Below are 25,200 nucleotides of genomic sequence, written 5' to 3' on the forward strand. Positions count from 1 at the left end.
GGTTACATTCCGAACCCGGAAGCTAAGCCTTACAGCGCCGATGGTACTGCAGGGGGGACCCTGTGGGAGAGTAGGACGCCGCCGAACAATCTTTGAAAGGGTTGGGCCCGGAACTTCGGTTCCGGGCCCAACCCTTTTTTGTTGCCCGTCACTTGAAGTTCACGTTGCGCAACCACCATCCGCAGCATGGGTACTGCTGCAATGCTCAGAGCCGCGGGCGTCGGACCCGGTGACGAGGTCGTCGTGCCGGCGTTCGGGAACGCCGAAGTCGCCGAGGCCGTCGCCCTGGCCGGGGCGCTTCCGGTGTTCGCGGACATCGATCCGGTCACGTACTGCCTCGACCCGTCCGCCGCCGAGGCGGCGATAACTCCGCGGACGGCGGCCCTCGTTGCCGTGCACCGCTTCGGGCGGCCGGCCGACGTCACGCGACTGCACGGCGTCGGGCAGCGGCACGGGCTCCTGGTGCTGGAGCAGGGGGAGTCCGAGGCGCCGTACGACGAGGTGGCTCAGCGCAGGGAGCGGGCGGCCTACCTCGACGCCAGACTGCGGGGTGTGCGCACGCCCGACAGCGGTGAGGGGCACACCTACCAGCAGTACGTCGTGCGCGTGCCGGGGAACGGGCGGCCCGACCGGGACGCGTTCGCGCGGGCCGTACGGGCCAGGGGAGTCGAGTGCCGGGTGCCGGTGAAGACCCCGGTGCACCGACTGCCGGAGTTCCGCAGCCGCGTGGCGCTTCCGGAGACCGAGCGGGCGGCCGACGAAACCCTCTCGCTGCCCGTCGACGCCACCCTGACGCGGCGGGACATGCAGCGGATCGTGGCCGCCTGCAATGTGCTCGGAGGACTGCTTCAGCCCGCCTTCTGACGGAGTTGGGAGCAGCCATGTGTTCGGGGTATGATCTACTCCGTTGCCGCCGGGGGAAACCCCGAAAAGGCGACTGGCCCCTATAGCTCAGTCGGCAGAGCGTCTCCATGGTAAGGAGAAGGTCAACGGTTCGATTCCGTTTGGGGGCTCCAGATAAAAAGGCCCCGCCCTCTCGGGCGGGGCCTTTTCGCGTCTCTCAGTCCTTGTGGGGGACCGGAACCCGCATCGCCAGGATCGCCATGTCGTCCGAGGGCGCGTCCGAGGCGAAGCGCTCCACCGCGCGCATGATGCGGGCCGCCACCGCGCCGGCCGTCAGACCCGTACAGGTCGTGAGAACCTCGGCGAGGCCGTCGTCGCCCAGCATGCGGGTGCCCTCGCGGCGCTCGGTCACGCCGTCCGTCACACACAGCAGGACATCGCCGGGATCGAGGGTGACCGTCTGCTCGTACAGCTCCAGGTCCTCCATGACACCCAGCAGCGGCTGGGGTTCCGCCGCCGGTTCGACGGTGCCGTCCTGGCGCAGCCGGAGCGGCAGCGGATGGCCGGCGCAGACCACCTTGAGGACCGCGCTGCCGTCCTCCTGGGGCCACAGCTCGCCGTAGAGCAGGGTGAGGAAGCGGCTGCGGGCGCCCTCGTCGAGGATCGCCGAGTTCAGGCGCTCCAGGACGGCGGGGCCGCCGAAGCCCTCCCGGGCCAGCAGCCGCAGCGCGTGCCGGGCCAGGCCGGTGACCGCGGCCGCCTCCGGGCCCGTGCCGCAGACGTCGCCGATCGCGAAGCCGTAGGCGCCGTCGCTGATGGGGAACAGGTCGTAGAAGTCGCCGCCGACCTCGTTGCCCTCGCCGGCCGCGCGGTAGATGACCTCGACCTCCACGCCGTCGATCCGGGGGAGCTCCGGGGGCAGCAGACTGCGCTGGAGGGACTGGCTGATGGCCGTGCGCTCCGAGTACAGGCGGGCGTTGTCGAGGGCGAGGGCCGCGCGGCGGCTCAAGTCCTCCGCCAGTTCCAGGATCTCCTGGCGGAAGTGCTCGTCGGTGGGCTTGCCCAGTGTCAGCATGCCGATGACGCGGTTGCGGGCCACCAGCGGCAGTACGACGGTCTCGCCGCCGACCGCCGAGGCCGTGGCGAGGGTCGGCCCGATGCCCGAGGCGACCTGGTAGGTGGGGACGCCGCCGAGACCGAGGCTGCGCATCGAACTGCGCAGAGCGGCCTGGTGGGCCACCTCGCCGGGAGCCGGCCAGACACGGGCGCCGGGCGTCGGCACCGGATCGGGCGGGGGGAGCTTCGACAACAGTGACTTGATGCCGTCGATGAGTTCCTCGTCCTCGTGCAGGACGTAGGACAGGTACGGTTCGGAAGCCTGGTCGGCGATCGTGTAGACGGCGCACCAGGTGGCGAGGGTCGGGACCGTCATCTGCGCCATCAGGGCGAGGGTCTGGTCGCGGTCCAGGGTGCCGGCCAGCAGGTCGGAGGCCTCCACGAGGAAGCTGAGGGAGCCCCGGCGCAGCCGCTCCAGTTCGCCCAGGCGGGCCGACTCGACCGCCAACGCGATGCGGTCCGCGGCGAACTGGAGGCGCAGCGCCTCTTCGTTGGAGTACCGGCCGGGGGCCTCGGCCGCCACGCCGAGGGAGCCGGTGAGACGGCCCTCCACCTTGAGCGGGACCGTGACGACGGAACGCATGCCGGTGCCGGTGAGCAGGGGCACGGCGCCGGGTACGGCGGTCAGGTCGTCGTGGACGGCCGGCATGCGGGCGGAGCCGTAGCGGCCGGGGCCTGCCTCGACGGGGACGCGGGCGAAGCGCTGGCGGGCGGAGGGCAGGCCCGTCGAGGCGCGGACCTCCAGCTCGGTCTCGTCGTCGGTCGCCAGGAGCAGGAAGGCGGCGTCCGCGTCGAGCATGTCGCGGGCGCGCTCCACCGTGCGCTGCAGGAGGCCGTCGAGGTCGTCCGGGGCCGGGGAGCCGATGAACACCTCGAAAGGGTCGGCGCTCTGTCCCTCGGAGACGGTGGCCGTGTCCGAGGCGGGGACGCGCAACGGCGTCTGCAGCACGGCGCGTTCGTGGTCGCGGACCAGCAGGCAGACGGTGGACGGATCGCCGTCGGTGTCGCGGACGCGGAGATGGGAGGCGTACACCGGCAGGACACGGCCGTTGGCGCCCCTTATGCCGTACGTGCCCTCCCAGCGGGAGAGTTGGAGTGCCTCGGCGATGCCCGTGCTGGTGCCGGGGGTGTGCGGCCAGGCCGCCAGGTCGGTCAGCGGCTTTCCGACGACCTGTTCGCCCGGGTAGCCGAAGAGGTCCTCCGCGTCCTCGTTCCAGGCCGTGATCGCGCCCGCGTGGTCGATCTGGACGACCGCGACGCGTACCCGGCTGTCGGCCAGCGGGAGGAGGTCGGCGGGCAGGGTGGGGCCCGCGGCGCGCGTCCCGACCGGGCGGTCGGGGAGGTCGAGCTGGAACCAGACCTGCTTGTGGGTGGGCGTGTACTCCACGCCCCAGCGGCCCGCCAGCGCCGCGCACAGCTGGAGGCCGCGGCCGCCCTCGCGGTCGGGGCTGCCCATGGTGGCGGGCGAGCCCTGGAGGGGGATCTCGCGCTCCGGGTAGCGGTCGGCGACCTCGACGCGTACGCCGTCGTCGCTGCGCAGGCACAGCACGTCCGCGGAGGTGCCCGCGTGCACGACGGCGTTGGTGACCAGTTCGCTGGTGAGCACCACGGCGTCGTCGACGATGTCGGCGAAACCCCAGCCCTGGAGCGTGTCGCGGACGAACGAGCGGGCGCTCGCGACCGATCGTCCCTCGGGCTCGAAGCTGGCGGCCGCGCGCGCGGTGATCACAGCACTCCTCGTCCGGTTGTCGACGTGCGGGGCCCCCTGGCCGACCGGATCGTGCCGCGGGTGCGGCAGACCGCCCGTCGGCCGGGGGTCCGGGGGCTGTCCCCCCGGGATCAGTCCGGTGGTCATGTGTGCGGCCGCCCCTCCGATGCCCGCTCGTGCTCGTGCCACCGCCCAGGCCGGACGGACCGGCGCGGCTGGACAGCCGCATGCAAGGTTACTTACCTTCGCCGTCCGTGCGGATGCCGGTCCGCAGTGTTTCCGCCTGCAGGGTGGTGTGCGGACGATGTGCGAAGCTGCCGAACTGTTATGGCCTGGTTCGGGCAGGGTGAAACACTGGGCAAGCTTCTTGTGAAAGTCCGGGCAGGCTGCGTGTCTTCCACGTACGACGGGCAGCAGCCCTTGATGTGACCTGAGGCACCGGGCAGCGATGCGCGGCACTGACTGGTACCCCGCGAGGCGGTACCCGAGTACGGCGGCAACGGTCGAACCCTCCGGGAGGGAACAAGTGGAGTCTGGCGCGGCGACGCGGGCCACGGGGACGCGCGCGAAAGGCGGACAGCCCCTGGGCGGTCGACGCACACCGCGCGGTGGCACCACCGCGGTGGACACGGCTGCCCTGAACCGGCTGCTGGCCGCCCTGGTGGCCATGCGGGACGGGAACTTCCGCAAGCGCCTCACGGTCTCCGGGGACGGCGTGATGGCGGAGATCGCGGCCGTCTTCAACGAGGTGGCCGACCGGAACCTGCACCTGACGGGCGAACTGTCCCGGGTGCGCCGCATGGTGGGGCGCGAGGGCAAGCTCACGGAGCGGCTGGAGACGGGCGCCTGTGAGGGGTCCTGGGCGGCCGCCATCGACGCGTCGAACGCCCTCGTGGACGACCTCGTACGGCCCGTGTCCGAGGTCGGCCGGGTGCTGGCGGCCGTGGCGGACGGTGATCTGTCGCCGCGCATGGAGCTGCGGTCGCAGTCTGCGGACGGCGGCGGGCACCCGCTGCGCGGGGAGTTCCTGAAGGTCGGCCGTACCGTCAACAACCTGGTCGACCAGCTGTCGACGTTCACCGACGAGGTCACGCGCGTGGCCAGCGAGGTGGGCACCGAGGGCAAGCTGGGCGGGCAGGCGCGGGTGCGTGGCATGTCGGGTTCGTGGAAGGACCTCACGGACTCGGTCAACACGATGGCGTACCGGCTGACGGCGCAGGTGCGGGACATCGCGCTCGTCACGACCGCGGTGGCCAAGGGCGACCTGTCGCGGAAGGTGACGGTTCACGTCGCCGGCGAGATGCTCGAGCTGAAGAACACCGTCAACACGATGGTGGACCAGCTGTCGTCGTTCTCCTCCGAGGTCACGCGGGTGGCGCGCGAGGTCGGTGTGGAGGGTGAGCTCGGCGGCCAGGCGCAGGTGCCGGGCGTGGCCGGGGTGTGGAAGGACCTCACCGACTCGGTGAACCTGATGGCCGGCAACCTGACGGCCCAGGTGCGCGGCATCGCCCAGGTGACCACCGCCGTGGCCAACGGCGACCTGTCGCAGAAGGTGACCGTGTCGGCGCGCGGCGAGGTCGCGCAGCTCGCGGACACGATCAACCAGATGACCGAGACGCTGCGGATCTTCGCGGACGAGGTCACGCGGGTGGCCAACGAGGTCGGTGCGGCGGGACAGCTGGGCGGGCAGGCGAACGTGCCCGGTGCCGCCGGCACCTGGAAGGACCTCACCGACTCCGTCAACACGGTGTTCAGGAATCTGACCATTCAGGTGAGGGACATCGCCGCTGTCACGACGGCCGTGGCCAACGGTGATCTCTCCCAGAAGGTCACGGTCGACGTGGCCGGCGAGATGCTGGAGCTGAAGAACACCGTCAACGGGATGGTGGACCAGCTGTCGTCCTTCGGTTCCGAGGTCACGCGTGTGGCGCGCGAGGTCGGTGTGGAGGGTGAGCTCGGCGGTCAGGCGCAGGTGCCGGGCGCGGCGGGTACGTGGAAGGACCTGACGGACTCCGTCAACACCGCGTTCCGCAACCTCACCGGACAGGTGAGGAACATCGCCCAGGTGACGACGGCCGTGGCCAACGGCGACCTGTCGCAGAAGGTCACCGTGGACGTCTCCGGCGAGATGCTGCAGCTGAAGAACACCGTGAACACGATGGTGGACCAGCTGTCGTCGTTCGCCGACCAGGTGACGCGGATGGCCCGGGACGTGGGCACCGAGGGCCGGCTCGGCGGTCAGGCGGTCGTACCGGGCGTGTCCGGCACGTGGAAGGAACTGACCGACTCCGTCAACTTCATGGCGGGCAACCTCACCTCGCAGGTGCGGCAGATCGCCCAGGTGACCACCGCGGTGGCCCGCGGCGACCTCTCCCAGAAGATCGACGTCGACGCGCGCGGCGAGATCCTCGAGCTGAAGAACACCATCAACACGATGGTCGAGCAGCTCTCCGGCTTCGCCGACCAGGTGACCAGGGTGGCCCGTGAGGTGGGCACCGAGGGGCGCCTGGGCGGTCAGGCGCAGGTGCCGGGCGTGGCCGGGGTGTGGCGGGACCTGACCGACTCCGTGAACGGGATGGCGGGCAACCTCACCGCCCAGGTCCGCAACATCGCGCAGGTGGCCACGGCGGTGGCGCGCGGTGACCTCTCCCAGAAGATCACCGTGGACGCGCGCGGGGAGATCCTGGAGCTGAAGAACACCCTGAACACGATGGTGGACCAGCTGTCGTCGTTCGCGGAGGAGGTCACCCGGGTCGCCCGCGAGGTGGGCACGGAGGGCCAGCTGGGCGGTCAGGCCGAAGTGCAGGGCGTCTCCGGCACCTGGAAGGACCTCACCCAGTCCGTCAACTTCATGGCGAACAACCTGACCATCCAGGTCCGCAACATCGCCGAGGTCACGACCGCGGTCGCCAAGGGCGATCTGTCGAAGAAGATCACCGTCGACGCGAAGGGCGAGATCCTCGAACTCGTCACCACCGTCAACACGATGGTCGACCAGCTGTCGTCGTTCGCCGAGCAGGTGACCCGGGTGGCCCGTGAGGTGGGCACCGAGGGCATCCTGGGCGGGCAGGCGCACGTGCCGGGCGTCACCGGCATCTGGAAGGACCTCAGCGACAACGTCAACCTGATGGCCAAGAACCTGACCATGCAGGTGCGCAACATCTCCCAGGTCGCGGCGGCCGTCGCCAACGGCGACCTGACCCGGACGGTGACGATCGAGGCGCGCGGCGAGGTCGCGCAGCTCGCCGACACCTTCAACACCATGGTGAAGACGCTGAGTTCGTTCGCCGACCAGGTCACCAAGGTGGCCCGCGAGGTGGGCACGGACGGCATCCTGGGCGGGCAGGCGCACGTGCCCGGCGTGGCCGGCACGTGGAAGGACCTCACCGAGTCCGTGAACCAGATGGCGTCCAACCTGACCGGCCAGGTGCGCAACATCGCCATGGTCACCACCGCCATCGCCAAGGGCGACCTGACGAAGAAGATCGACATCGACGCCCGGGGTGAGATCCTCGAGCTGAAGACGACCATCAACACGATGGTGGACCAGCTGTCGTCGTTCGCCGAGGAGGTCACCCGGGTGGCCCGTGAGGTGGGCACCGAGGGGCAGCTCGGCGGCCAGGCACGCGTGCGTGACGTCGACGGCACCTGGCGCGACCTGACCGAGTCGGTGAACGAGATGGCCGGGAACCTCACCCGGCAGGTGCGCGCCATCGCGCGCGTGGCGACGGCGGTGACCCGCGGCGACCTGAACCTGAAGATCGACGTCGACGCGTCCGGCGAGATCCAGGAACTGCAGGACTACATCAACAAGATGATCGCCAACCTGCGCGACACCACCATCGCCAACAAGGAGCAGGACTGGCTGAAGGGCAACCTCGCGCGCGTGTCCGCCCTGATGCAGGGCCGGCGCGACCTGGAGGACGTGGCCTCGCTCATCATGAGCGAACTGCCGCCCCTGGTGGCCGCGCAGCACGGCGCGTTCTTCCTGGCGATGCCTCCGGCCGACGGCAAGGACGGCGGCGACGAGTACGAGCTGCGGATGCTGGGCTCGTACGGCTACTCGATGGGCTCCATGCCGACGTCGTTCCGGCCCGGCGAGGCGCTGATCGGGACGGCTGCCCAGGAGAAGCGGACGATCCTGGTGGAGAACGCGCCCAGCGGCTACCTGAAGATCTCCTCCGGGCTCGGCGAGGCCCCGCCCGCGCAGGTGATCGTCCTTCCGGTGTTGTTCGAGGGCCAGGTGCTCGGCGTGATCGAGCTGGCGTCGTTCACGCCGTTCACGCAGATCCAGAAGGACTTCCTCAACCAGATCGCGGAGATGATCGCCACCAGCGTCAACACCATCTCGGTCAACACCAAGACCGAGCAGCTGCTGAAGCAGTCGCAGGAACTGACCGAGCAACTTCGGGAGCGTTCGGCGGAGTTGGAGAACCGTCAGAAGGCGCTCCAGGCGTCCAACGCCGAACTGGAGGAGAAGGCGGAGCTGCTGGCGCAGCAGAACCGCGACATCGAGGTGAAGAACACCGAGATCGAGGAGGCGCGGCAGGTCCTGGAGGAGCGCGCCGAGCAACTCGCCGTCTCCATGCGCTACAAGAGCGAGTTCCTCGCCAACATGTCGCACGAGCTGCGCACTCCGCTCAACTCGCTGCTGATCCTGGCCAAGCTGCTCGCCGACAACGCCGAGGGCAACCTGTCGCCGAAGCAGGTGGAGTTCGCCGAGACCATTCACGGCGCCGGCTCCGACCTGCTCCAGCTGATCAACGACATCCTGGACCTGTCGAAGGTCGAGGCGGGCAAGATGGACGTCTCACCGACGCGTATCGCGCTCGTCCAGCTCGTCGACTACGTGGAGGCCACGTTCCGGCCGCTGACCGCGGAGAAGGGCCTGGACCTGTCCGTGCGGGTCTCGCCGGAGCTGCCGGCCACTCTGCACACCGACGAGCAGCGGCTGCTGCAGGTGCTGCGCAACCTGCTGTCCAACGCGGTGAAGTTCACCGACTCCGGCTCGGTGGAGCTGGTGATCCGGCCGGCCGGCGCGGACGTGCCGCAGTCCATCCGGGAGCAGTTGCTGGAGGCCGGTTCGCTGACCGACCCGGACGCGCCGCTGATCGCGTTCTCCGTCACCGACACCGGTATCGGCATCGCGGCCAGCAAGATGCGGGTGATCTTCGAGGCGTTCAAGCAGGCGGACGGCACGACCAGCCGCAAGTACGGCGGCACGGGCCTGGGCCTGTCCATCTCGCGGGAGATCGCCCAGCTGCTCAGCGGTGAGATCCACGCGCAGAGCGAGCCGGGACGCGGCTCGACGTTCACGCTGTATCTGCCGCTGCACCCCAGCGAACTGCCGCCGCAGGGCTACCAGCAGCCGGTGCCCGCCCTGGAGGCCGGTGACCTGGTGGCCGCCTCGGAACTGTCCCAGCTGTCCGAGGCGGAGATCGAGACGCCGGCCGAGGTGAAGTCGTACCAGGAGACGCAGAACGGGGCCGCCGCGCTGTTCCGGCGCCGCCGCAGGCCCGGTCCGGACGCCGAGCCGAGCACGGTGACGCCGGAGCGGCGGCCGGACGCCGAGCTGAGCGAGGCGCCCCGAGGGCGGCGCGGCATCCGGTTCGGCGGGCACAAGGTGCTGATCGTCGACGACGACATCCGCAACGTCTTCGCCCTGACCAGCGTCCTGGAGCAGCACGGGCTGTCCGTGCTGTACGCCGAGAACGGCCGCGAGGGCATCGAGGTGCTGGAGCAGCACGACGACGTGGCGGTCGTCCTGATGGACATCATGATGCCCGAGATGGACGGGTACGCGACAACCACGGCGATCCGCAGGATGCCGCAGTTCGCGGGCCTGCCGATCATCGCGCTGACGGCGAAGGCGATGAAGGGCGACCGGGAGAAGGCGATCGAGTCGGGCGCCTCCGACTACGTGACCAAGCCGGTCGACCCGGATCATCTGCTGACGGTGATGGACCAGTGGATGCGGCCCGAGTGACCGCGCGGAGCGAGGCGCCCGGGCGGCCGCCGACTCGGTGGCGCCGGGGCCGTGTAGAAGCGGGGGATCCGGGGAACCTTCTGGTCTCCCGCCCCGTTTCTGCTGTGTGCACAGTGACATCACGGTGACAGGGTGTGGCGACAGGCGGGGTGCGGCTACGATGACCGGCACAAGGACGGGCGGCGCAAGGGAGTCGTCCCCTGGGGCGGCACCCGAGGGTGTCATCCCAAGTCCTACGGACAGGGGAGGCCCCACGCCGGGGCGAGGAGGGCGGGCCATGGTGCAGAAGGCCAAGATCCTCCTGGTCGATGACCGGCCGGAGAATCTGCTGGCGCTGGAGGCCATCCTCTCCGCGCTCGATCAGACGCTGGTGCGGGCATCGTCCGGGGAGGAAGCGCTCAAGGCACTGCTGACGGACGACTTCGCGGTCATTCTGCTGGACGTCCAGATGCCGGGCATGGACGGTTTCGAGACGGCCGCGCACATCAAGCGGCGGGAGCGCACCCGGGACATCCCGATCATCTTCCTCACCGCGATCAACCACGGCCCCCACCACACCTTCCGCGGGTACGCGGCGGGCGCGGTCGACTACATCTCCAAGCCGTTCGACCCGTGGGTGCTGCGCGCGAAGGTGTCGGTGTTCGTCGAGCTGTACATGAAGAACTGTCAGCTCCGGGAGCAGGCGGCGCTGCTGCGGCTGCAGTTGGAGGGCGGCGACAAGGCCGCGGCCGGCGAGTCGAAGGAGCCGGCCGGTCTGCTCGCCGAGCTGTCGGCACGGCTCGCGGCGGTCGAGGAGCAGGCCGAGGCGCTGTCCAAACAGCTCGACGACGAGTCGGCGGACGCGGCGGCGGTCGCCACCGCCGCCCATCTCGAACGCAAACTCACGGGGCTGCGGCGGGCGCTGGACGCGCTGGAACCGGGTGCCGGGAGCACCTCGTCGATGACCTCGTAGCACGCGGTGCCCTGGCGGGAGGCCGGTGATCCCGCGTCAGCTCGCGTCCGCCGCAAGGGCGACACGAACGGGTGAAGCAGTGGGCACACGTGTCCGCGGCCGTCTCCACCGGTAACCTCACACCCATGGCCTCACGTCCCTCCGCAGCCAAGAAGCAGCCCGCGAAGAAGGCGGCCGCTCCGGCGAAGGCTCCGGCGAAGCAGGCCGCCGCGAAGAAGGCCCCGGCCAGGAAAGCGCCCGCGAAGAGGGCCGCGAAGAAGTCCGCGCCTCCGCCCAGGCCGGCGCCGAGCCCGACCGGGGGCCTCTACCGCGTCGTGCGCGCCCTCTGGCTGGGCGTGGCGCATGCCGTGGGCGCCGTCTTCCGCGGGATAGGGCAGGGTGCCAGGAACCTCGACCCGGCACACCGCAAGGACGGCGTCGCGCTGCTGCTGCTCGGCATCGCCCTGATCGTCGCCGCGGGGACCTGGGCCGACCTGGAGGGCCCCGTCGGCGACCTCGTCGAGATCCTGGTGACCGGCTCCTTCGGCCGTCTCGACCTGCTCGTGCCGATCCTGCTCGCGGTCGTCGCGGTGCGCTTCATCCGCCACCCCGAGAAGCCCGAGGCCAACGGCCGCATCGTGATCGGCCTGTCCGCGCTCGTCATCGGCGTGCTCGGCCAGGTCCACATCGCCTGCGGCGCCCCCGCCCGCAGCGACGGCATGCAGGCCATAAGGGACGCCGGCGGCCTGATCGGCTGGTCCGCGGCGACCCCGCTGACGTACGCCATGGGCGAGGTGCTCGCCGTACCGCTGCTCCTGCTGCTGACGGTGTTCGGGCTGCTCGTGGTGACGGCCACCCCGGTCAACGCGATCCCGCAGCGGCTGCGGATGCTCGGGGTGCGGCTCGGGCTCGTCCACGACCGGCCGCAGGACCCGACCGACGAGGACCTGCGCTACGACGAGCAGTGGCGTGAGGCGCTGCCCGCCGGCCCGCGCCGGCGCGGGCCGGCCCCGGAGGCGTACGACCGCGAGTACGCCGAGCAGGAGGCCCTCTCGCGGCGCCGGGGCCGCCCCAGGCGCTCCGCGGTGCCGCAGCCGGACATGGAGCGCCGGATGGACGCCGTGGACGTCGCCGCGGCGGCCGCCGCCGCGCTCGACGGCGCCGTGCTGCACGGCATGCCGCCCTCGCCGGTCGTCGCCGACCTCACCCAGGGCGTGAGCGTCGGCGACCGTGAGGAGACCACCCCGGTCCCCACCGCGACGCCCACCCCGGTGCCCGCCGCGCGGCCGAAGCGGGAGAAGCTCGAATCTCCGGAGAGACCGGACTCGGGCGTCGCCGACCTCACCAAGGCCCCGCCGGAGGTGCCCCGCGACCTGCCCGCGCGCGCGGAGCAGCTCCAGCTCTCCGGCGACATCACCTACGCCCTGCCGTCCCTGGACCTGCTCGAGCGCGGCGGCCCGGGCAAGGCGCGCAGCGCGGCCAACGACGCCATAGTGGAGGCGCTTACCACCGTCTTCACCGAGTTCAAGGTCGACGCCCGCGTCACCGGCTTCACCCGGGGCCCGACGGTCACCCGCTACGAGGTCGAGCTCGGCCCCGCCGTGAAGGTGGAGCGGATCACCGCGCTGACCAAGAACATCGCGTACGCGGTCGCCAGCCCCGACGTGCGGATCATCAGCCCGATCCCGGGCAAGTCGGCGGTCGGTATCGAGATCCCGAACACCGACCGCGAGATGGTCAACCTCGGCGACGTGCTGCGCCTCGCGGCGGCCGCCGAGGACGACCACCCGATGCTGGTCGCGCTGGGCAAGGACGTCGAGGGCGGCTACGTGATGGCGAACATCGCGAAGATGCCGCACGTGCTGGTCGCCGGAGCCACCGGTTCCGGCAAGTCGTCCTGCATCAACTGCCTGATCACCTCGATCATGATGCGGGCGACCCCGGAGGAGGTCCGCATGGTCCTCGTCGACCCCAAGCGCGTCGAGCTGACCGCCTACGAGGGCATCCCGCACCTGATCACGCCGATCATCACCAACCCGAAGCGGGCCGCCGAGGCGCTGCAGTGGGTCGTCCGCGAGATGGACCTCAGGTACGACGACCTGGCGGCGTACGGCTACCGGCACATCGACGACTTCAACGCCGCCGTGCGGGCGGGCAAGGTGAAGACGCCCGAGGGCAGCGAACGCGAGCTCCAGCCCTACCCGTACCTGCTGGTCATCGTCGACGAACTCGCCGACCTGATGATGGTCGCCCCGCGGGACGTCGAGGACGCCATCGTGCGCATCACGCAGCTCGCGCGCGCGGCGGGCATCCACCTGGTGCTCGCCACCCAGCGGCCGTCGGTCGACGTCGTCACCGGTCTGATCAAGGCGAACGTGCCCTCCCGGCTGGCCTTCGCCACCTCCTCGCTCGCCGACAGCCGCGTCATCCTCGACCAGCCCGGCGCCGAGAAACTCATCGGCAAGGGCGACGGACTGTTCCTGCCGATGGGCGCGAACAAGCCGGTCCGCATGCAGGGCGCGTTCGTGACCGAGGAGGAGGTCGCGGCCGTCGTCCGCCACTGCAAGGAGCAGATGGCGCCCGTCTTCCGGGACGACGTCACCGTGGGCTCCAAGCAGAAGAAGGAGATCGACGAGGAGATCGGCGACGACCTCGACCTGCTGTGCCAGGCGGCCGAACTCGTCGTCTCCACCCAGTTCGGGTCGACGTCGATGCTCCAGCGCAAGCTGCGCGTCGGCTTCGCCAAGGCCGGCCGGCTCATGGACCTGATGGAGTCCAGGGGCATCGTCGGACCGAGCGAGGGTTCCAAGGCTCGTGACGTTCTTGTGAAGGCTGACGAGTTGGACGGAGTGCTCGCGGTGATCCGCGGGGAGGCTTGAGGAGGGAAGGCTCGAGAGCAAGCCCCGACCGGTGTCCCGGCGATGCCTGATCGTGACTCAGCCGTGAGGAATCCGCGAGCAACCCTTTCCCCACGGCGAACGTCAAGTTGGGGTAAGCGTCAAGCAGTGACCCCACCATCGGCGTGTCCGGCCATACCGATGGGCTACAAAGTCCGACCGCCCGGTTGCCCCACCCTTTTCCACCCCCCCTAGACTGAACCTCCAGCACAGGTGGCTTAAACGCTCGAAAGGCGCCCCCGTGTCCATCGCCAACTCTCCTGAAGACGAGCGTCCGTTCGAAGACGACCGCGAAGAAGCCCGCCTCCCTGTCGGCCGTGCCCTGAAACAGGCGCGCATCGACGCCGGGCTGACCGTCGACGACGTCAGCAACGCCACCCGGGTCCGCATCGCCATCGTGCACGCCATCGAGGCGGACAACTTCGCCCCCTGCGGCGGGGACGTCTACGCGCGGGGTCACATCCGGACCCTGGCCAAGGCCGTCCACCTCGATCCGGCGCCGCTGCTGGCGCAGTACGACGCCGAGCACGGCGGCCGGCCCGCCCCGACCCCGGCGGCTCCGCTGTTCGAGGCGGAACGCATCCGCCCCGAACGACGCGGGCCCAACTGGACCGCGGCCATGGTCGCCGCGATCGTCGCGGTGGTCGGCTTCGTCGGGTTCACCGCCTTCCGGGGCGGTGACGACGGCGGCGCCGACACCCAGGTCGCCGAGGGCTCCACGCCCACGGCCGCCGAGTCCGCCTCCACCACGCCCAAGGGCGGCAAGCCCGCCGACCCCACGCCCGGCCCCTCCGACAGCGCCATCGCGGCCGCGCCCCAGGACAAGGTGACCGTCCAGGTCAGCGCCGCCGACGGACGAAGCTGGATCTCGGCCAAGGACCACAACGGCCGGCTGCTGTTCGACGGACTGCTCAAGCAGGGCGAGTCCAAGACCTTCCAGGACAGCGACAAGATCAACCTGGTCCTCGGCGACGCGGGCGCGATCCAGCTCTACGTCAACGGCAAGAAGATCGAGGACGACTTCCAGCCCGGCTCCGTGGAGCGGCTGACGTACACCAAGGGCGACCCGCAGGTCGGATGACGGGCCGGACGAGCGGTCCGTGGCGGAGCACGTACGGGGTTGGCCGAGATCGGCCAACCCCGTCGACGTGGGCCGTCAGTGAGACAAAGTAGTCTTGAGCGCATGCCTGAACGCCGTACCGTCGCACTCGTCACCCTTGGCTGCGCCCGTAACGAGGTGGACTCGGAGGAGCTCGCAGGCCGCTTGGAGGCGGACGGCTGGGACCTCGTGGAGGACGCCGCCGACGCGGACGTCGCCGTCGTCAACACCTGCGGATTCGTCGAGGCCGCCAAGAAGGACTCCGTCGACGCCCTCCTGGAGGCCAACGATCTCAAGGGCCACGGGAGAACCCAGGCCGTCGTGGCCGTGGGCTGCATGGCCGAGCGGTACGGCAAGGAGCTCGCCGACGCCCTCCCGGAGGCCGACGGCGTGCTCGGCTTCGACGACTACGCCGACATCTCCGACCGCCTGCAGACCATCCTGAACGGCGGCATCCACGCCCCCCACACCCCGCGCGACCGGCGCAAGCTGCTGCCGATCAGCCCCGCCGAGCGGCAGCAGTCCGCCGCCGGTGTCGCGCTGCCCGGGCACGGCCCGGCCGACCTCCCGCAGGGCGTCGCCCCGGCCTCCGGCCCGCGCGCGCCCCTGCGCCGCCGGCTGGACGGCTCCCCGGTCGCCTCGGTGAAGCTGGCCTCCGGCTGCGACCGGCGCTGCTCCTTCTGCGCCATCCCGTCCTTCCGCGGCTCCTTCATCTCCCGCCGCCCCGGCGACGTGCTCAACGAGACGCGGTGGCTGGCCGAGCAGGGCGTGAAGGAGGTCATGCTGGTCTCCGAGAACAACACCTCCTACGGCAAGGACCTGGGCGACATCCGCCTGCTGGAGTCCCTGCTGCCCGAGCTCGCCGAGGTCGACGGCATCGAGCGGATCCGGGTCAGCTACCTCCAGCCGGCCGAGATGCGCCCGGGACTCATCGACGTGCTGACCTCCACGCCGAAGATCGCCCCCTACTTCGACCTGTCCTTCCAGCACTCCGCCCCCGGCGTGCTGCGCGCGATGCGCCGCTTCGGCGACACCGACCGGTTCCTGGAACTGCTCGACACCATCCGCGGCAAGGCCCCGCAGGCCGGTGTGCGCTCCAACTTCATCGTCGGCTTCCCCGGCGAGTCCGAGGCCGACCTGGCCGAACTGGAGCGCTTCCTCAACGGCGCGCGGCTGGACGCCATCGGTGTCTTCGGCTACTCCGACGAGGAGGGCACCGAGGCCGCCGGCTACGACGGCAAGCTCGACGCGGACGTCGTCGCCGAGCGGCTGGCCCGCGTCTCCCGGCTGGCCGAGGAACTCGTCTCGCAGCGCGCCGAGGAGCGCGTGGGCGAGACCGTGCACGTGCTCGTGGAGTCCGTCGACGACGAAGGGGTGTACGGCCGCGGGGCGCACCAGGCGCCCGAGACGGACGGCCAGGTGCTGCTCACGGGCGGCGAAGGCCTCGTCGTCGGCCGTATGGTCGAGGCGAAGGTGGTCGGCACGGAGGGTGTCGACCTGGTGGCCGAGCCGGTGACCGGCTCGCTCGGATGTAGTGAGGAGGCGGGCAGATGACCGGAGTGCCGGCATCGGCGGCGAACGGCTCCTCCAAGGCGGCTTCCTCGAGACCCGCCGGCACCACCGATTCCGAGACGGCGGGCGGCGCCCGGCCCGCGCGGGGCGGAAAGCTGGCGGCCGCGGCGGTCAACCAGGCCAGCGTGTGGAACATCGCCAACCTGCTGACCATGCTCCGGCTGCTGCTCGTGCCGGGCTTCGTCGCGCTGATGCTGGCCGACGGCGGGTACGACCCGGCGTGGCGCTCGCTGGCCTGGGCGGCCTTCGCCGTCGCCATGATCACCGACCTGTTCGACGGTCACCTGGCGCGCACCTACAACCTCGTGACCGACTTCGGGAAGATCGCCGATCCCATCGCCGACAAGGCGATCATGGGGGCCGCGCTGATCTGTCTCTCCGCGCTGGGCGACCTGCCGTGGTGGGTGACGATCGTCATCCTGGGCCGGGAACTCGGAATCACGCTGCTGCGTTTCCTGGTCATCCGCTACGGCGTCATCCCGGCGAGCCGCGGCGGCAAGCTGAAGACGCTCACCCAGGGCGTCGCGGTGGGGATGTACGTCCTGGCGCTCACGGGCTGGCTGGCGACGCTGAGGTTCTGGGTGATGGGAGCCGCGGTCGTCCTGACCGTGGTGACCGGGCTGGACTATGTGCGGCAGGCCGTTGTGCTGCGCAGGCAGGGGATCGCCGCGCGCGGGTCCGCGTCGGAGGAGACGGAACAGTGAGTTCCGAGGCCGCCGAACTGGTGCGACTACTGACCGTGAGGGGCGAGACCCTGGCAGTCGCCGAGTCGCTGACCGGCGGCCTGGTCGCGGCGGAGATCACGGCGGTCCCCGGGGCCTCCAAGGTCTTCCGCGGCTCGGTGACGGCCTACGCGACCGAACTGAAGCACGACCTGCTGGGCGTGGACGCGGCCCTGCTGGCCCAGAACGGGGCGGTCGACCCGCAGGTCGCGGCCCAGATGGCGACCGGCGTCCGCAAGGCGCTCGGTGCCGACTGGGGTCTGGCGACCACCGGCGTGGCCGGCCCTGCTTCCCAGGACGGCCGGCCGGTCGGGACGGTTTTCGTCGCCGTGGACGGGCCGTTCGGCCCTGGCTCCGGTTCTGCCGCTGGCGGAAAAGTGGAGGCCCTGCGGTTGAACGGCGACCGCGCGGAAATTCGTAGAGAGAGTGTACGGAGCGTGCTCGCGCTGCTGCTGAGGCGGCTGGCGGGCGAACAGACCGGAAATGAGCTGGCACAGGATACGGAACAGAACGGGGGGTTTTGATGTTTGCAGCCCTGAGTGAACACGACATCGCTCCCCGCACGGCCGCGGCGCGAGGCGGTACGGTGGGGCGAGAAGGATGCGGCTACGCGGTCCGAGGAGGGAGCCACCGATGATTCTGCTCCGTCGCCTGCTGGGTGACGTGCTGCGTCGGCAGCGCCAGCGCCAGGGCCGTACTCTGCGCGAAGTCTCCTCGTCCGCCCGAGTCTCACTCGGCTATCTCTCCGAGGTGGAGCGGGGGCAGAAGGAGGCTTCCTCCGAGCTGCTCGCCGCCATCTGCGACGCGCTGGACGTACGGATGTCCGAGCTCATGCGGGAAGTGAGCGACGAACTCGCTCTCGCCGAGCTGGCCCAGTCTGCTGCGGCCACCCCCAGCGAGCCCGTACCCACGCGGGTTCGTCCGATGCTGGGTTCCGTGTCGGTGACCGGTGTGCCACCGGAGCGGGTGACCATCAAGGCGCCCGCCGAGGCGGTGGACGTGGTCGCCGCGTGACACTCACGCGCGCGGGTGCGTGACACGGTACACGGATTGTGCGGGGCCCCGGCCGGGGTTTCTCCAGATCGTCCAGATCGACTGGATTGTCTGGAGAGGCGCCGGCCGGGGCCCTCGTGCATGGTGGGAGGGGCCGGGCCGGCGGGCTGAGCGGTGGCGAGCGGTGGGCGGTGCGCCCGTGTGTCCCTCGGTGCGCCCTGTCCGCCGGCGCGGAAGGCGCCCTAGCGTCGGGCTGGAGGTGACGTCCATGGCACGGCCGGCGGTGCGCTGGGGGGCGGTGGTCGGGCTCGGGGTGCTGTGGTGGTGGGCCGTGCTGCGGATCGCCCTGGCGCCCGGCGCGGGGGTGCTGGAGGGAGCCGTCGCGGCCGGGGGATGGGGGCTGAGCCTGTTGCCGGTGCACTGTGTGCCGAAGGCGCGGGCGACGGGCGCCGTCGAGGGGGCGCGGCAGCGGGCCGCGCGGGAGCGGGCCGCGCGGACGGGGCGCTCGACTACCAGGGCATTGCCACCCCGCCGTTCGGACGCAGGATCTGACCCGTCGTGAAGGCCGACGCGTCGGAGGCCAGGTAGAGCACGGTGTGGGCGACGTCCTCCGGTACGCCGACCCGGCCCAGCGGGGACGTCCGGGCCATCAGCGCTTCGGTCCTGGCCTGCTCCCCGGCCTCGTGGCGGTCGGTCATGGGCGTGCGGATCCAGCCCGGCGCGACCGCGTTGACGCGGATCCCGTGCCGGCCGACCTCGCTCGCCAGCGTCCTGGTCAGCTGGACCACGGCCGCCTTGGCTACGCCGTAGCAGAGCAGGCCGGGGCGGCCGGTGTCGACGGCGCCGGACGCCATGGTGACGATGCTGCCCGCGGTTTCCCGGGCGAGCATCAGCCGCGCGGCCTCCTGGCAGGCGTACAGCACCCCCTTGAAGTTGACGCCCAGGACCCGGTCGAGGTCCTCGTCCCGGGTCTGCAGGACCGGGCTGGTGTGCATGATGCCGGCGATCGCGGCCATCACGTCCAGGCGTTCGCAGGCGGCGACGGCCCTCCGCAGCTGTTCGCGGTCGGTGACGTCGAGGCGGTGGGTGCGGGCCGTGCCGCCGGCCGACTCGATCAGGGCCGCCGTCTCGCGCAGGCCCTCGGCGTCGCGGTCGGCGCAGTGGACCGTGGCGCCGGCTTCGGCGAGCAGCACGGCCGAGGCGCGGCCGATGCCGCCCGCGGCCCCGGTGACGAATGCGGTGCGTCCGGTGAGGTCGTACGCCTTGACGGGCATGAGGGGACCTTACGAGGGTTTCTGACGGGTCATCAATTGGTCGTGCGGCGGGCTGTTCCGCGCACCGGCGTGGAGCGGGGCGCGGGGCCCGGCTGGCAGAACGGGCACCAGTACGTGGGGCGTTCGCGGGAGCCGTCGCCCTGGTCGGCCACGCGCACGGGCGTCCCACAGCGCAGGCAGGGGCGGGGCGCGCGGCCGTACACGAACAGGTCCTGGCCGCGGCGGCCGGTCGTGCTGCGGACCGGGCGTTCGCGGTTGGCCTCCAGCAGCTTCTTCGCGAGCACGGGCAGCTGCGCGGTGCGGTCGGCGGGCAGGGCGCCGACGGGGAGCCACGGCGTCACGCCGAGCAGGAAGCAGAGCTCGCTCTTGTACACGTTGCCGATGCCGGCGAGGTTGCGCTGGTCGAGCAGGGCCTCGCCCAGGGGGCGGGCGGGGTCCGCGAGGAGGTTGGCGAGCGCCTGGTCCGGGTCCCAGTCCGGGCCGAGGAGGTCGGGGCCGAGATGGCCGACGGCGCGCTCCTCGTCGCGGGTGCGCAGCAGTTCCAGGACGGGGAGGCGGTAGCCGACGGCGGTGCGGTCGGCGGTGCCGAGGATCGCGCGGATCTGGTGGGCGGGGCCGCCGGTCCAGCGCCGGCCGGGCTCGTACACCTTCCAGGCGCCGTCCATCCGCAGGTGCGAGTGGAGCGTCAGGCCGCCCTCGACGCGGGTCAGCAGGTGCTTGCCGCGGGCGGTGACGTCCAGGACGGTGCGGCCCGTGAGGTCGGCCGTGGCGAACCGGGGCACCCGCAGGTCGCTGCGGGTCAGCACCTGGCCGGCGAGGGCGCCGTGCAGCCGCCTCGCCGCCTGCCAGACCGTGTCTCCTTCGGGCATGGGTCAAGGGTTGCACGGCGACGGGGGGCAGCGAGGGTGGCTCCGTTCACGCGCGCAGGCGCAGGCCGCGGGGGGTCGCGATGAAGCCGGCTCCTTCCAGCAGGGCGCCGATGGGGGAGGTGAGGGCCGATGCGCCGTTGATCCGTTCCACCGTGACGGTGCCGAGGGAGCCGGCTCGCGCGGCCGTGGCCAGGGCAGCGGAGGCCCGGGGCAGACGGTGGTCGTCGGGGCCCGGGCCGTCCGTGTCGGCGGGCCAGGCCAGCAGGGTCTTGCCGCCGCGCTCCATGTACAGCGTCAGCTCACCGTCCACCAGGACCACGAGAGAGCCCGCCTTGCGGCCGGGCTTGTGTCCGGCGCCGGTGGGGGGTTCCGGCCAGGGCAGAGCCGCGCCGTAGGCGTTCGCGGGATCGGCGGCGGCGAGGACGACGGCTCTCGTGTCGGCAGGGCGCTGGGGGCCGCGACGGGGGGAGGTGGGGCCGGAGGCCCGGTGACCGGAGGGGGGCAGCGGGTCGCGGAATCCCTGACCCGCGGCGTCGCGGGGGGACGTGTACTCGTGCGGAGCGGGGTTCCAGGAGGCGAAGTCGTCGGGACTCAGGGCGCCGAATTCGGGGTCGGGGTGGGGGAACGGCTGGTCGTCGGGCGGGTCGAAGCCGTCGACGCCGGTGAGCGCGCCGTTCCCGGAGGGCCGGTCCGGCAGGGGCTCGCCCCGGTCGCGGGCGTTCGACACCGCGCGCAGACGGTCCACCGCGCCGTCCATCGCGAACTGGGCCGCGCCGAGTCCCTCCACCACGTAGCCGCGGCGCGCCTGGCCGCTCTCCTCGAAGACGGACAGGACGCGGTACGTCGCCGAGAAGCCGCCCTCTACGCCCTCCGCGGCCACGGCGCCCCGGGTGACCACGCCGTGCCGGTCGAGCAGGGTGCGGGCCAGCGCGTGCGCGCGCACCGTCGTATCGGGCTCCCGCGCCGGGAGCAGGGACCAGCGGCCGGCGACCGTGGGCGGGCCGGTGCGGGAGGCGGTGCGGGCGGCGGCGGTCAGGGAGCCGTAGCGGCCGCGCGGGACCGCGCGCTTGGCGCGGTGGGCCGTGGAACCCGCGGTGCGGCCCGAGCCCAGCAGGGACCGCAGGGGCGCGAGCGTGTCGTTCGTCAGGCGTCCGGACCAGGCCAGGTCCCACACGGCGTCGGCGAGCTGGGGGTCCGTGGCGTCCGGGTGGGTCGTCGCGCGGACCTGGTCCGCGATCTGGCGGAAGAACAGGCCGTAGCCGCCGGAGAGGGCGTCCAGGACGGACTGGTGGAGCGCCGTCAGCTCCAGCGGGTTGGGCGGGGGCAGCAGCAGCGGGGCCGCGTCCGCCATGTAGAGCGAGAGCCAGCCGTCCTTGCCGGGGAGGGCGCCCGCGCCGGCCCACACCACCTCTCCGGAGGCGGTCAGCTCGTCCAGCATCGCGGGGGCGTAGTCCGCGACGCGGGACGGCAGGACCAGCTTCTCCAGGGCCGACGCGGGAACGGAGGCGCCCTGCAACTGCTCGACGGCGCGCACCAGACCGTCGACGCCGCGCAGTGCGTGCCCCTTGCCGATGTGCTGCCACTGAGGCAGGAACTGGGCGAGCGCGGCCGGCGGCACCGGCTCCAGTTCGTGCCGCAGCGCGGCGAGGGAACGGCGGCGCAGCCGCCGCAGCACCGCCGCGTCGCACCACTCCTGGCCGATGCCGGCCGGGTGGAACTCCCCCTGCACGACGCGGCCGCCCGCGGCGAGGCGCTGCAGGGCGCCCTCCGTGACCGCGACGCCGAGGCCGAAGCGGGCCGCCGCCGTGACCGACGTGAACGGGCCGTGGGTGCGCGCGTAGCGCGCGAGGAGGTCGCCGAGGGGATCCTTCACCGGTTCCGTGAAGGCCTCCGGGACGCCGACCGGGAGTGCCGTGCCGAGCGCGTCGCGCAGGCGGCCCGCGTCCTCGATCGCCGCCCAGTGGTCGGCGCCGGCGACACGGACGCGGATCGCGCGCCGGGCCCCGGCGAGTTCCCGGGCCCAGTGCGGCTGCGCGCCGCGTTCGGCCAGCTCGCCGTCCGTGAGGGGGCCGAGCAGCCGCAGCAGGTCGGCCACGCCTTCGGCGTCCTTGACGCGTCGGTCCTCGGTCCGCCACTGCAGCTCCCGCTCCAGCTCGGCCAGCACCTCGGCGTCCAGCAGCTCGCGCAGCTCCGCCTGGCCGAGCAGCTCGGCCAGCAGGCGCGAGTCCAGGGACAGCGCGGCCGCGCGGCGCTCGGCGAGCGGGGAGTCGCCCTCGTACAGGAACTGCGCGACGTACCCGAAGAGGAGGGAGCGGGCGAACGGCGACGGCTCCGGTGTGGTGACCTCGACCAGGCGTACCTTGCGCGACTCCAGGTCGCCCATCAGCTCGACCAGTCCGGGCACGTCGAAGACGTCCTGGAGGCACTCGCGGACCGCCTCCAGGACGATCGGGAACGAGCCGAACTCGCTCGCCACCTGCAACAGCTGGGAGGCGCGCTGACGCTGCTGCCACAGCGGGGTGCGCCGGCCGGGGTTGCGGCGCGGCAGCAGCAGGGCGCGGGCGGCGCACTCGCGGAAGCGGGAGGCGAACAGGGCCGAGCCGCCGACCTGGTCGGTGACGATCTGGTCGACCTCGCCCTTGTCGAAGACGACGTCCGCCGCGCCGACGGGGGCCTGCTCCGCGTCGTACTCCCTGCCCGCCTTCGCCGGTTCCTGGTCCAGCAGGTCCAGGCCCAGCAGGTCGGCGTCGGGCAGGCGCAGGACGATGCCGTCGTCGGCGTGCATGACCTGGGCGTCCATGCCGTAGCGCTCGGAGAGCTTGGCGCCGAGCGCCAGCGCCCACGGGGCGTGGACCTGGGCGCCGAAGGGGGAGTGGACGACCACCCGCCAGTCGCCGAGCTCGTCGCGGAACCGCTCCACGACGATCGTGCGGTCGTCCGGGACGTGGCCGCAGGCCTCGCGCTGTTCGTCGAGGTACGACAGGACGTTGTCCGCGGCCCAGGCGTCCAGTCCCGCCGCGAGGAGGCGGAGGCGGGCGTCCTCCTTCGACAGCGCGCCGACCTCGCGCAGGAACGCGCCCACCGCGCGGCCCAGTTCCAGTGGGCGGCCCAGCTGGTCGCCCTTCCAGAAGGGGAGGCGGCCCGGGACACCGGGGGCCGGGGAGACGAGGACGCGGTCGCGTGTGATGTCCTCGATCCGCCAGGAGCTGGTGCCGAGCGTGAAGACGTCCCCCACCCGCGACTCGTAGACCATCTCCTCGTCCAGCTCGCCGACCCGGCCGCCGCCCTTCTTGGGGTCGGCCCCGGCGAGGAACACGCCGAACAGACCGCGGTCCGGGATCGTGCCCCCGGAGGTGACGGCGAGACGCTGGGCGCCGGGGCGGCCCGTGACGGTGCCGGTGACGCGGTCCCACACCACGCGCGGGCGCAGCTCGGCGAAGGCGTCGGAGGGGTAGCGGCCGGCCAGCATGTCCAGGACCGCCGTGAACGCCGACTCGGGGAGAGAGGCGAAGGGGGCGGCGCGGCGGACCGTGGCCAGCAGGTCGTCCACCTGCCAGGTGTCCAGCGCCGTCATCGCGACGAGCTGCTGGGCGAGCACGTCCAGGGGGTTGGACGGCACTCTCAGGGACTCGATCGCGCCGGTGCGCATACGCTCGGTGACGACGGCTGCTTGGACGAGGTCTCCGCGGTACTTCGGGAAGACCACGCCGGTGCTGACCGCGCCCACCTGGTGTCCCGCGCGGCCCACGCGCTGGAGGCCGGAGGCCACGGAGGGGGGCGACTCGACCTGGACCACGAGGTCGACCGCGCCCATGTCGATGCCCAGTTCGAGGCTGGAGGTGGCCACGACGGCGGGGAGGCGGCCTGCTTTGAGGTCCTCTTCGACAAGGGCGCGCTGTTCCTTGGAGACCGAGCCGTGGTGGGCGCGGGCGATCACGGACGGGGCGCCCTGGGCCGCCCCGGAGCCGCCCATCAGCTGGGCGGGCGCGTGGTGTTCGTCGAGGGTCTCGCCGGTGGCCCGTTCGTAGGCGATCTCGTTGAGGCGGTTGCAGAGGCGTTCGGCGAGGCGGCGGGAGTTCGCGAACACGATCGTGGAGCGGTGGGACTGGACCAGGTCGGTGATCCGCTCCTCGACGTGCGGCCAGATCGACGGACGCTCCGCGCCCTCCGAACCGTCGGCGACGGGGGAGCCGCCCAGCTCGCCCAGGTCCTCCACCGGGACGACCACCGAGAGGTCGAACTCCTTGCCCGACGCCGGCTGGACGATCTCCACCTTGCGGCGGGGGGAGAGGAAGCGGGCGACCTCGTCGACCGGGCGGACCGTCGCGGACAGGCCGATGCGGCGGGCCGGCTTCTTGAGCAGCTCGTCCAGGCGCTCCAGGGAGAGGGCCAGGTGGGCGCCGCGCTTGGTGCCCGCGACGGCGTGGACCTCGTCGAGGATGACGGTGTCGATGCCGGTCAGCGCGTCGCGGGTGGCCGACGTCAGCATCAGGAACAGTGACTCGGGGGTGGTGATCAGGATGTCCGGGGGGCGGGTGGCGAGCGCGCGGCGCTCGGCTGCCGGGGTGTCGCCCGAGCGGATGCCGACCTTGATCTCGGGTTCGGGCAGGCCCAGGCGTACGGCCTGCTGGCGGATGCCGGTCAGGGGGCTGCGGAGGTTGCGCTCGACGTCGACCGCGAGGGCCTTGAGGGGGGAGACGTAGAGGACTCGGCAGCGCTTCTTCGGGTCGGCCGGCGGGGGTGCGGAGGCCAGTTCGTCCAGTGCGGCGAGGAAGGCGGCCAGGGTCTTGCCGGAGCCGGTGGGGGCGACGACCAGCACGTCCGAGCCCTCGCGGATGGCCTGCCACGCGCCGGCCTGGGCGGTTGTGGGCGCGTGGAAGGCGCCCGTGAACCAGCCGCGGGTTACGGGGGAGAAGCCTTCCAGGGCTCGGTGTGCGGAGCTGACCATGGGTCCATCCTGCACCCGGGGACTGACAACGCGGGGTGCCTGCGGCGGCCTGTCGCGGTCGGTGGGGGTGCGGGGTGCCTGCGGCGGCCTGTCGCGGTCGGTGGGGGTGCGGGGTGCCTGCGGCGGCCTGTCGCGGTCGGTGGGGGTGCGGGGTGCCTGCGGCGGCCTGTCGCGGTCGGTGGGGGTGCGGGGTGCCTGCGGCGGCCTGTCGCGGTCGGTGGGGGTGCGGGGTGCCTGCGGCG

At 72.0% G+C, this 25,200-nt stretch carries 14 protein-coding genes, 1 tRNA gene and 1 rRNA gene; 12 read left to right on the plus strand and 4 right to left on the minus strand.

The features are described 5' to 3' along the window. The 3 genes from rrf to ACH4ZX_RS38635 all read left to right on the plus strand — a co-directional run. Positions 1 to 87, plus strand: a 5S ribosomal RNA gene (rrf, locus tag ACH4ZX_RS38625); the annotation flags it as partial. A gap of 114 nt (positions 88 to 201) precedes the next feature. After that, positions 202 to 864, plus strand: a complete 663-nt coding sequence (locus ACH4ZX_RS38630) for a DegT/DnrJ/EryC1/StrS family aminotransferase (protein WP_398283350.1) — start codon at positions 202 to 204, stop codon at positions 862 to 864. A 76-nt stretch (positions 865 to 940) separates the two neighbouring features. After that, positions 941 to 1,016, plus strand: a tRNA-Thr gene (locus ACH4ZX_RS38635). A gap of 44 nt (positions 1,017 to 1,060) precedes the next feature. On the opposite strand, the gene ACH4ZX_RS38640 is transcribed toward ACH4ZX_RS38635, so the two are convergent. Next, positions 1,061 to 3,814 carry a SpoIIE family protein phosphatase gene (locus tag ACH4ZX_RS38640; protein ID WP_398283326.1) on the minus strand — a complete coding sequence of 918 codons (2,754 nt, stop codon included), beginning with the start codon at positions 3,812 to 3,814 and terminating at the stop codon, positions 1,061 to 1,063. A gap of 379 nt (positions 3,815 to 4,193) precedes the next feature. Between ACH4ZX_RS38640 and ACH4ZX_RS38645 the strand changes: the two genes are divergently transcribed. The 9 genes from ACH4ZX_RS38645 to ACH4ZX_RS38685 all read left to right on the plus strand — a co-directional run bounded on the left by ACH4ZX_RS38645 (position 4,194) and on the right by ACH4ZX_RS38685 (position 18,429). Next, complete coding sequence (locus ACH4ZX_RS38645; protein ID WP_398283328.1) at positions 4,194 to 9,653, plus strand: HAMP domain-containing protein; 5,460 nt, start codon at positions 4,194 to 4,196, stop codon at positions 9,651 to 9,653. Positions 9,654 to 9,930: 277 nt separating this feature from the next. Next, positions 9,931 to 10,605, plus strand: coding sequence for a two-component system response regulator (locus ACH4ZX_RS38650; RefSeq protein ID WP_398283330.1), 675 nt, complete (start codon positions 9,931 to 9,933; stop codon positions 10,603 to 10,605). 125 nt (positions 10,606 to 10,730) lie between these two features. After that, a complete protein-coding gene (locus ACH4ZX_RS38655) occupies positions 10,731 to 13,463 on the plus strand; it encodes a DNA translocase FtsK (RefSeq protein WP_398283332.1) in 2,733 nt (910 codons plus the stop codon). A gap of 259 nt (positions 13,464 to 13,722) precedes the next feature. Next, positions 13,723 to 14,562, plus strand: a complete 840-nt coding sequence (locus tag ACH4ZX_RS38660; RefSeq protein ID WP_398283334.1) for a helix-turn-helix domain-containing protein — start codon at positions 13,723 to 13,725, stop codon at positions 14,560 to 14,562. Between the two features lie 102 nt (positions 14,563 to 14,664). Then, a complete protein-coding gene (gene rimO / locus ACH4ZX_RS38665) occupies positions 14,665 to 16,134 on the plus strand; it encodes a 30S ribosomal protein S12 methylthiotransferase RimO (RefSeq protein ID WP_398283336.1) in 1,470 nt (489 codons plus the stop codon). Then, positions 16,131 to 16,856, plus strand: coding sequence for a CDP-diacylglycerol--glycerol-3-phosphate 3-phosphatidyltransferase (gene pgsA, locus ACH4ZX_RS38670; RefSeq protein WP_398283338.1), 726 nt, complete (start codon positions 16,131 to 16,133; stop codon positions 16,854 to 16,856). The genes rimO and pgsA overlap by 4 nt, the downstream gene beginning before the upstream one ends. Further along, complete coding sequence (locus tag ACH4ZX_RS38675; RefSeq protein ID WP_398283340.1) at positions 16,853 to 17,398, plus strand: CinA family protein; 546 nt, start codon at positions 16,853 to 16,855, stop codon at positions 17,396 to 17,398. Before pgsA ends, ACH4ZX_RS38675 begins: the two co-directional genes overlap by 4 nt. Positions 17,399 to 17,507: 109 nt before the next feature. After that, a complete protein-coding gene (locus ACH4ZX_RS38680; RefSeq protein ID WP_324789644.1) occupies positions 17,508 to 17,888 on the plus strand; it encodes a helix-turn-helix transcriptional regulator in 381 nt (126 codons plus the stop codon). Between the two features lie 247 nt (positions 17,889 to 18,135). Further along, entirely contained in the window at positions 18,136 to 18,429 is a 294-nt protein-coding gene (locus tag ACH4ZX_RS38685) for a hypothetical protein (protein WP_398283342.1), read from the plus strand. Here the strand turns inward: ACH4ZX_RS38685 and ACH4ZX_RS38690 are convergent. The 3 genes from ACH4ZX_RS38690 to ACH4ZX_RS38700 are packed head-to-tail and all read right to left on the minus strand — an operon-like array spanning position 18,377 to position 24,958. After that, positions 18,377 to 19,141 carry an SDR family NAD(P)-dependent oxidoreductase gene (locus ACH4ZX_RS38690; protein WP_398283344.1) on the minus strand — a complete coding sequence of 255 codons (765 nt, stop codon included), beginning with the start codon at positions 19,139 to 19,141 and terminating at the stop codon, positions 18,377 to 18,379. The two genes, ACH4ZX_RS38685 and ACH4ZX_RS38690, sit on opposite strands and share 53 nt — an antisense overlap. Before the next feature lie 32 nt (positions 19,142 to 19,173). Continuing rightward, a complete protein-coding gene (locus ACH4ZX_RS38695; protein ID WP_398283346.1) occupies positions 19,174 to 20,010 on the minus strand; it encodes an Fpg/Nei family DNA glycosylase in 837 nt (278 codons plus the stop codon). Positions 20,011 to 20,056: 46 nt separating this feature from the next. Continuing rightward, on the minus strand, positions 20,057 to 24,958 hold the full coding sequence (locus tag ACH4ZX_RS38700; protein ID WP_398283348.1) for an ATP-dependent helicase: 4,902 nt from the start codon (positions 24,956 to 24,958) through the stop codon (positions 20,057 to 20,059). Positions 24,959 to 25,200: the final 242 nt, after the last annotated feature.

Origin of the sequence: Streptomyces sp. NPDC020490, from assembly GCF_044335305.1 — a bacterium.
In the GTDB taxonomy this organism is placed as follows: Bacteria; Actinomycetota; Actinomycetes; order Streptomycetales; family Streptomycetaceae; genus Streptomyces.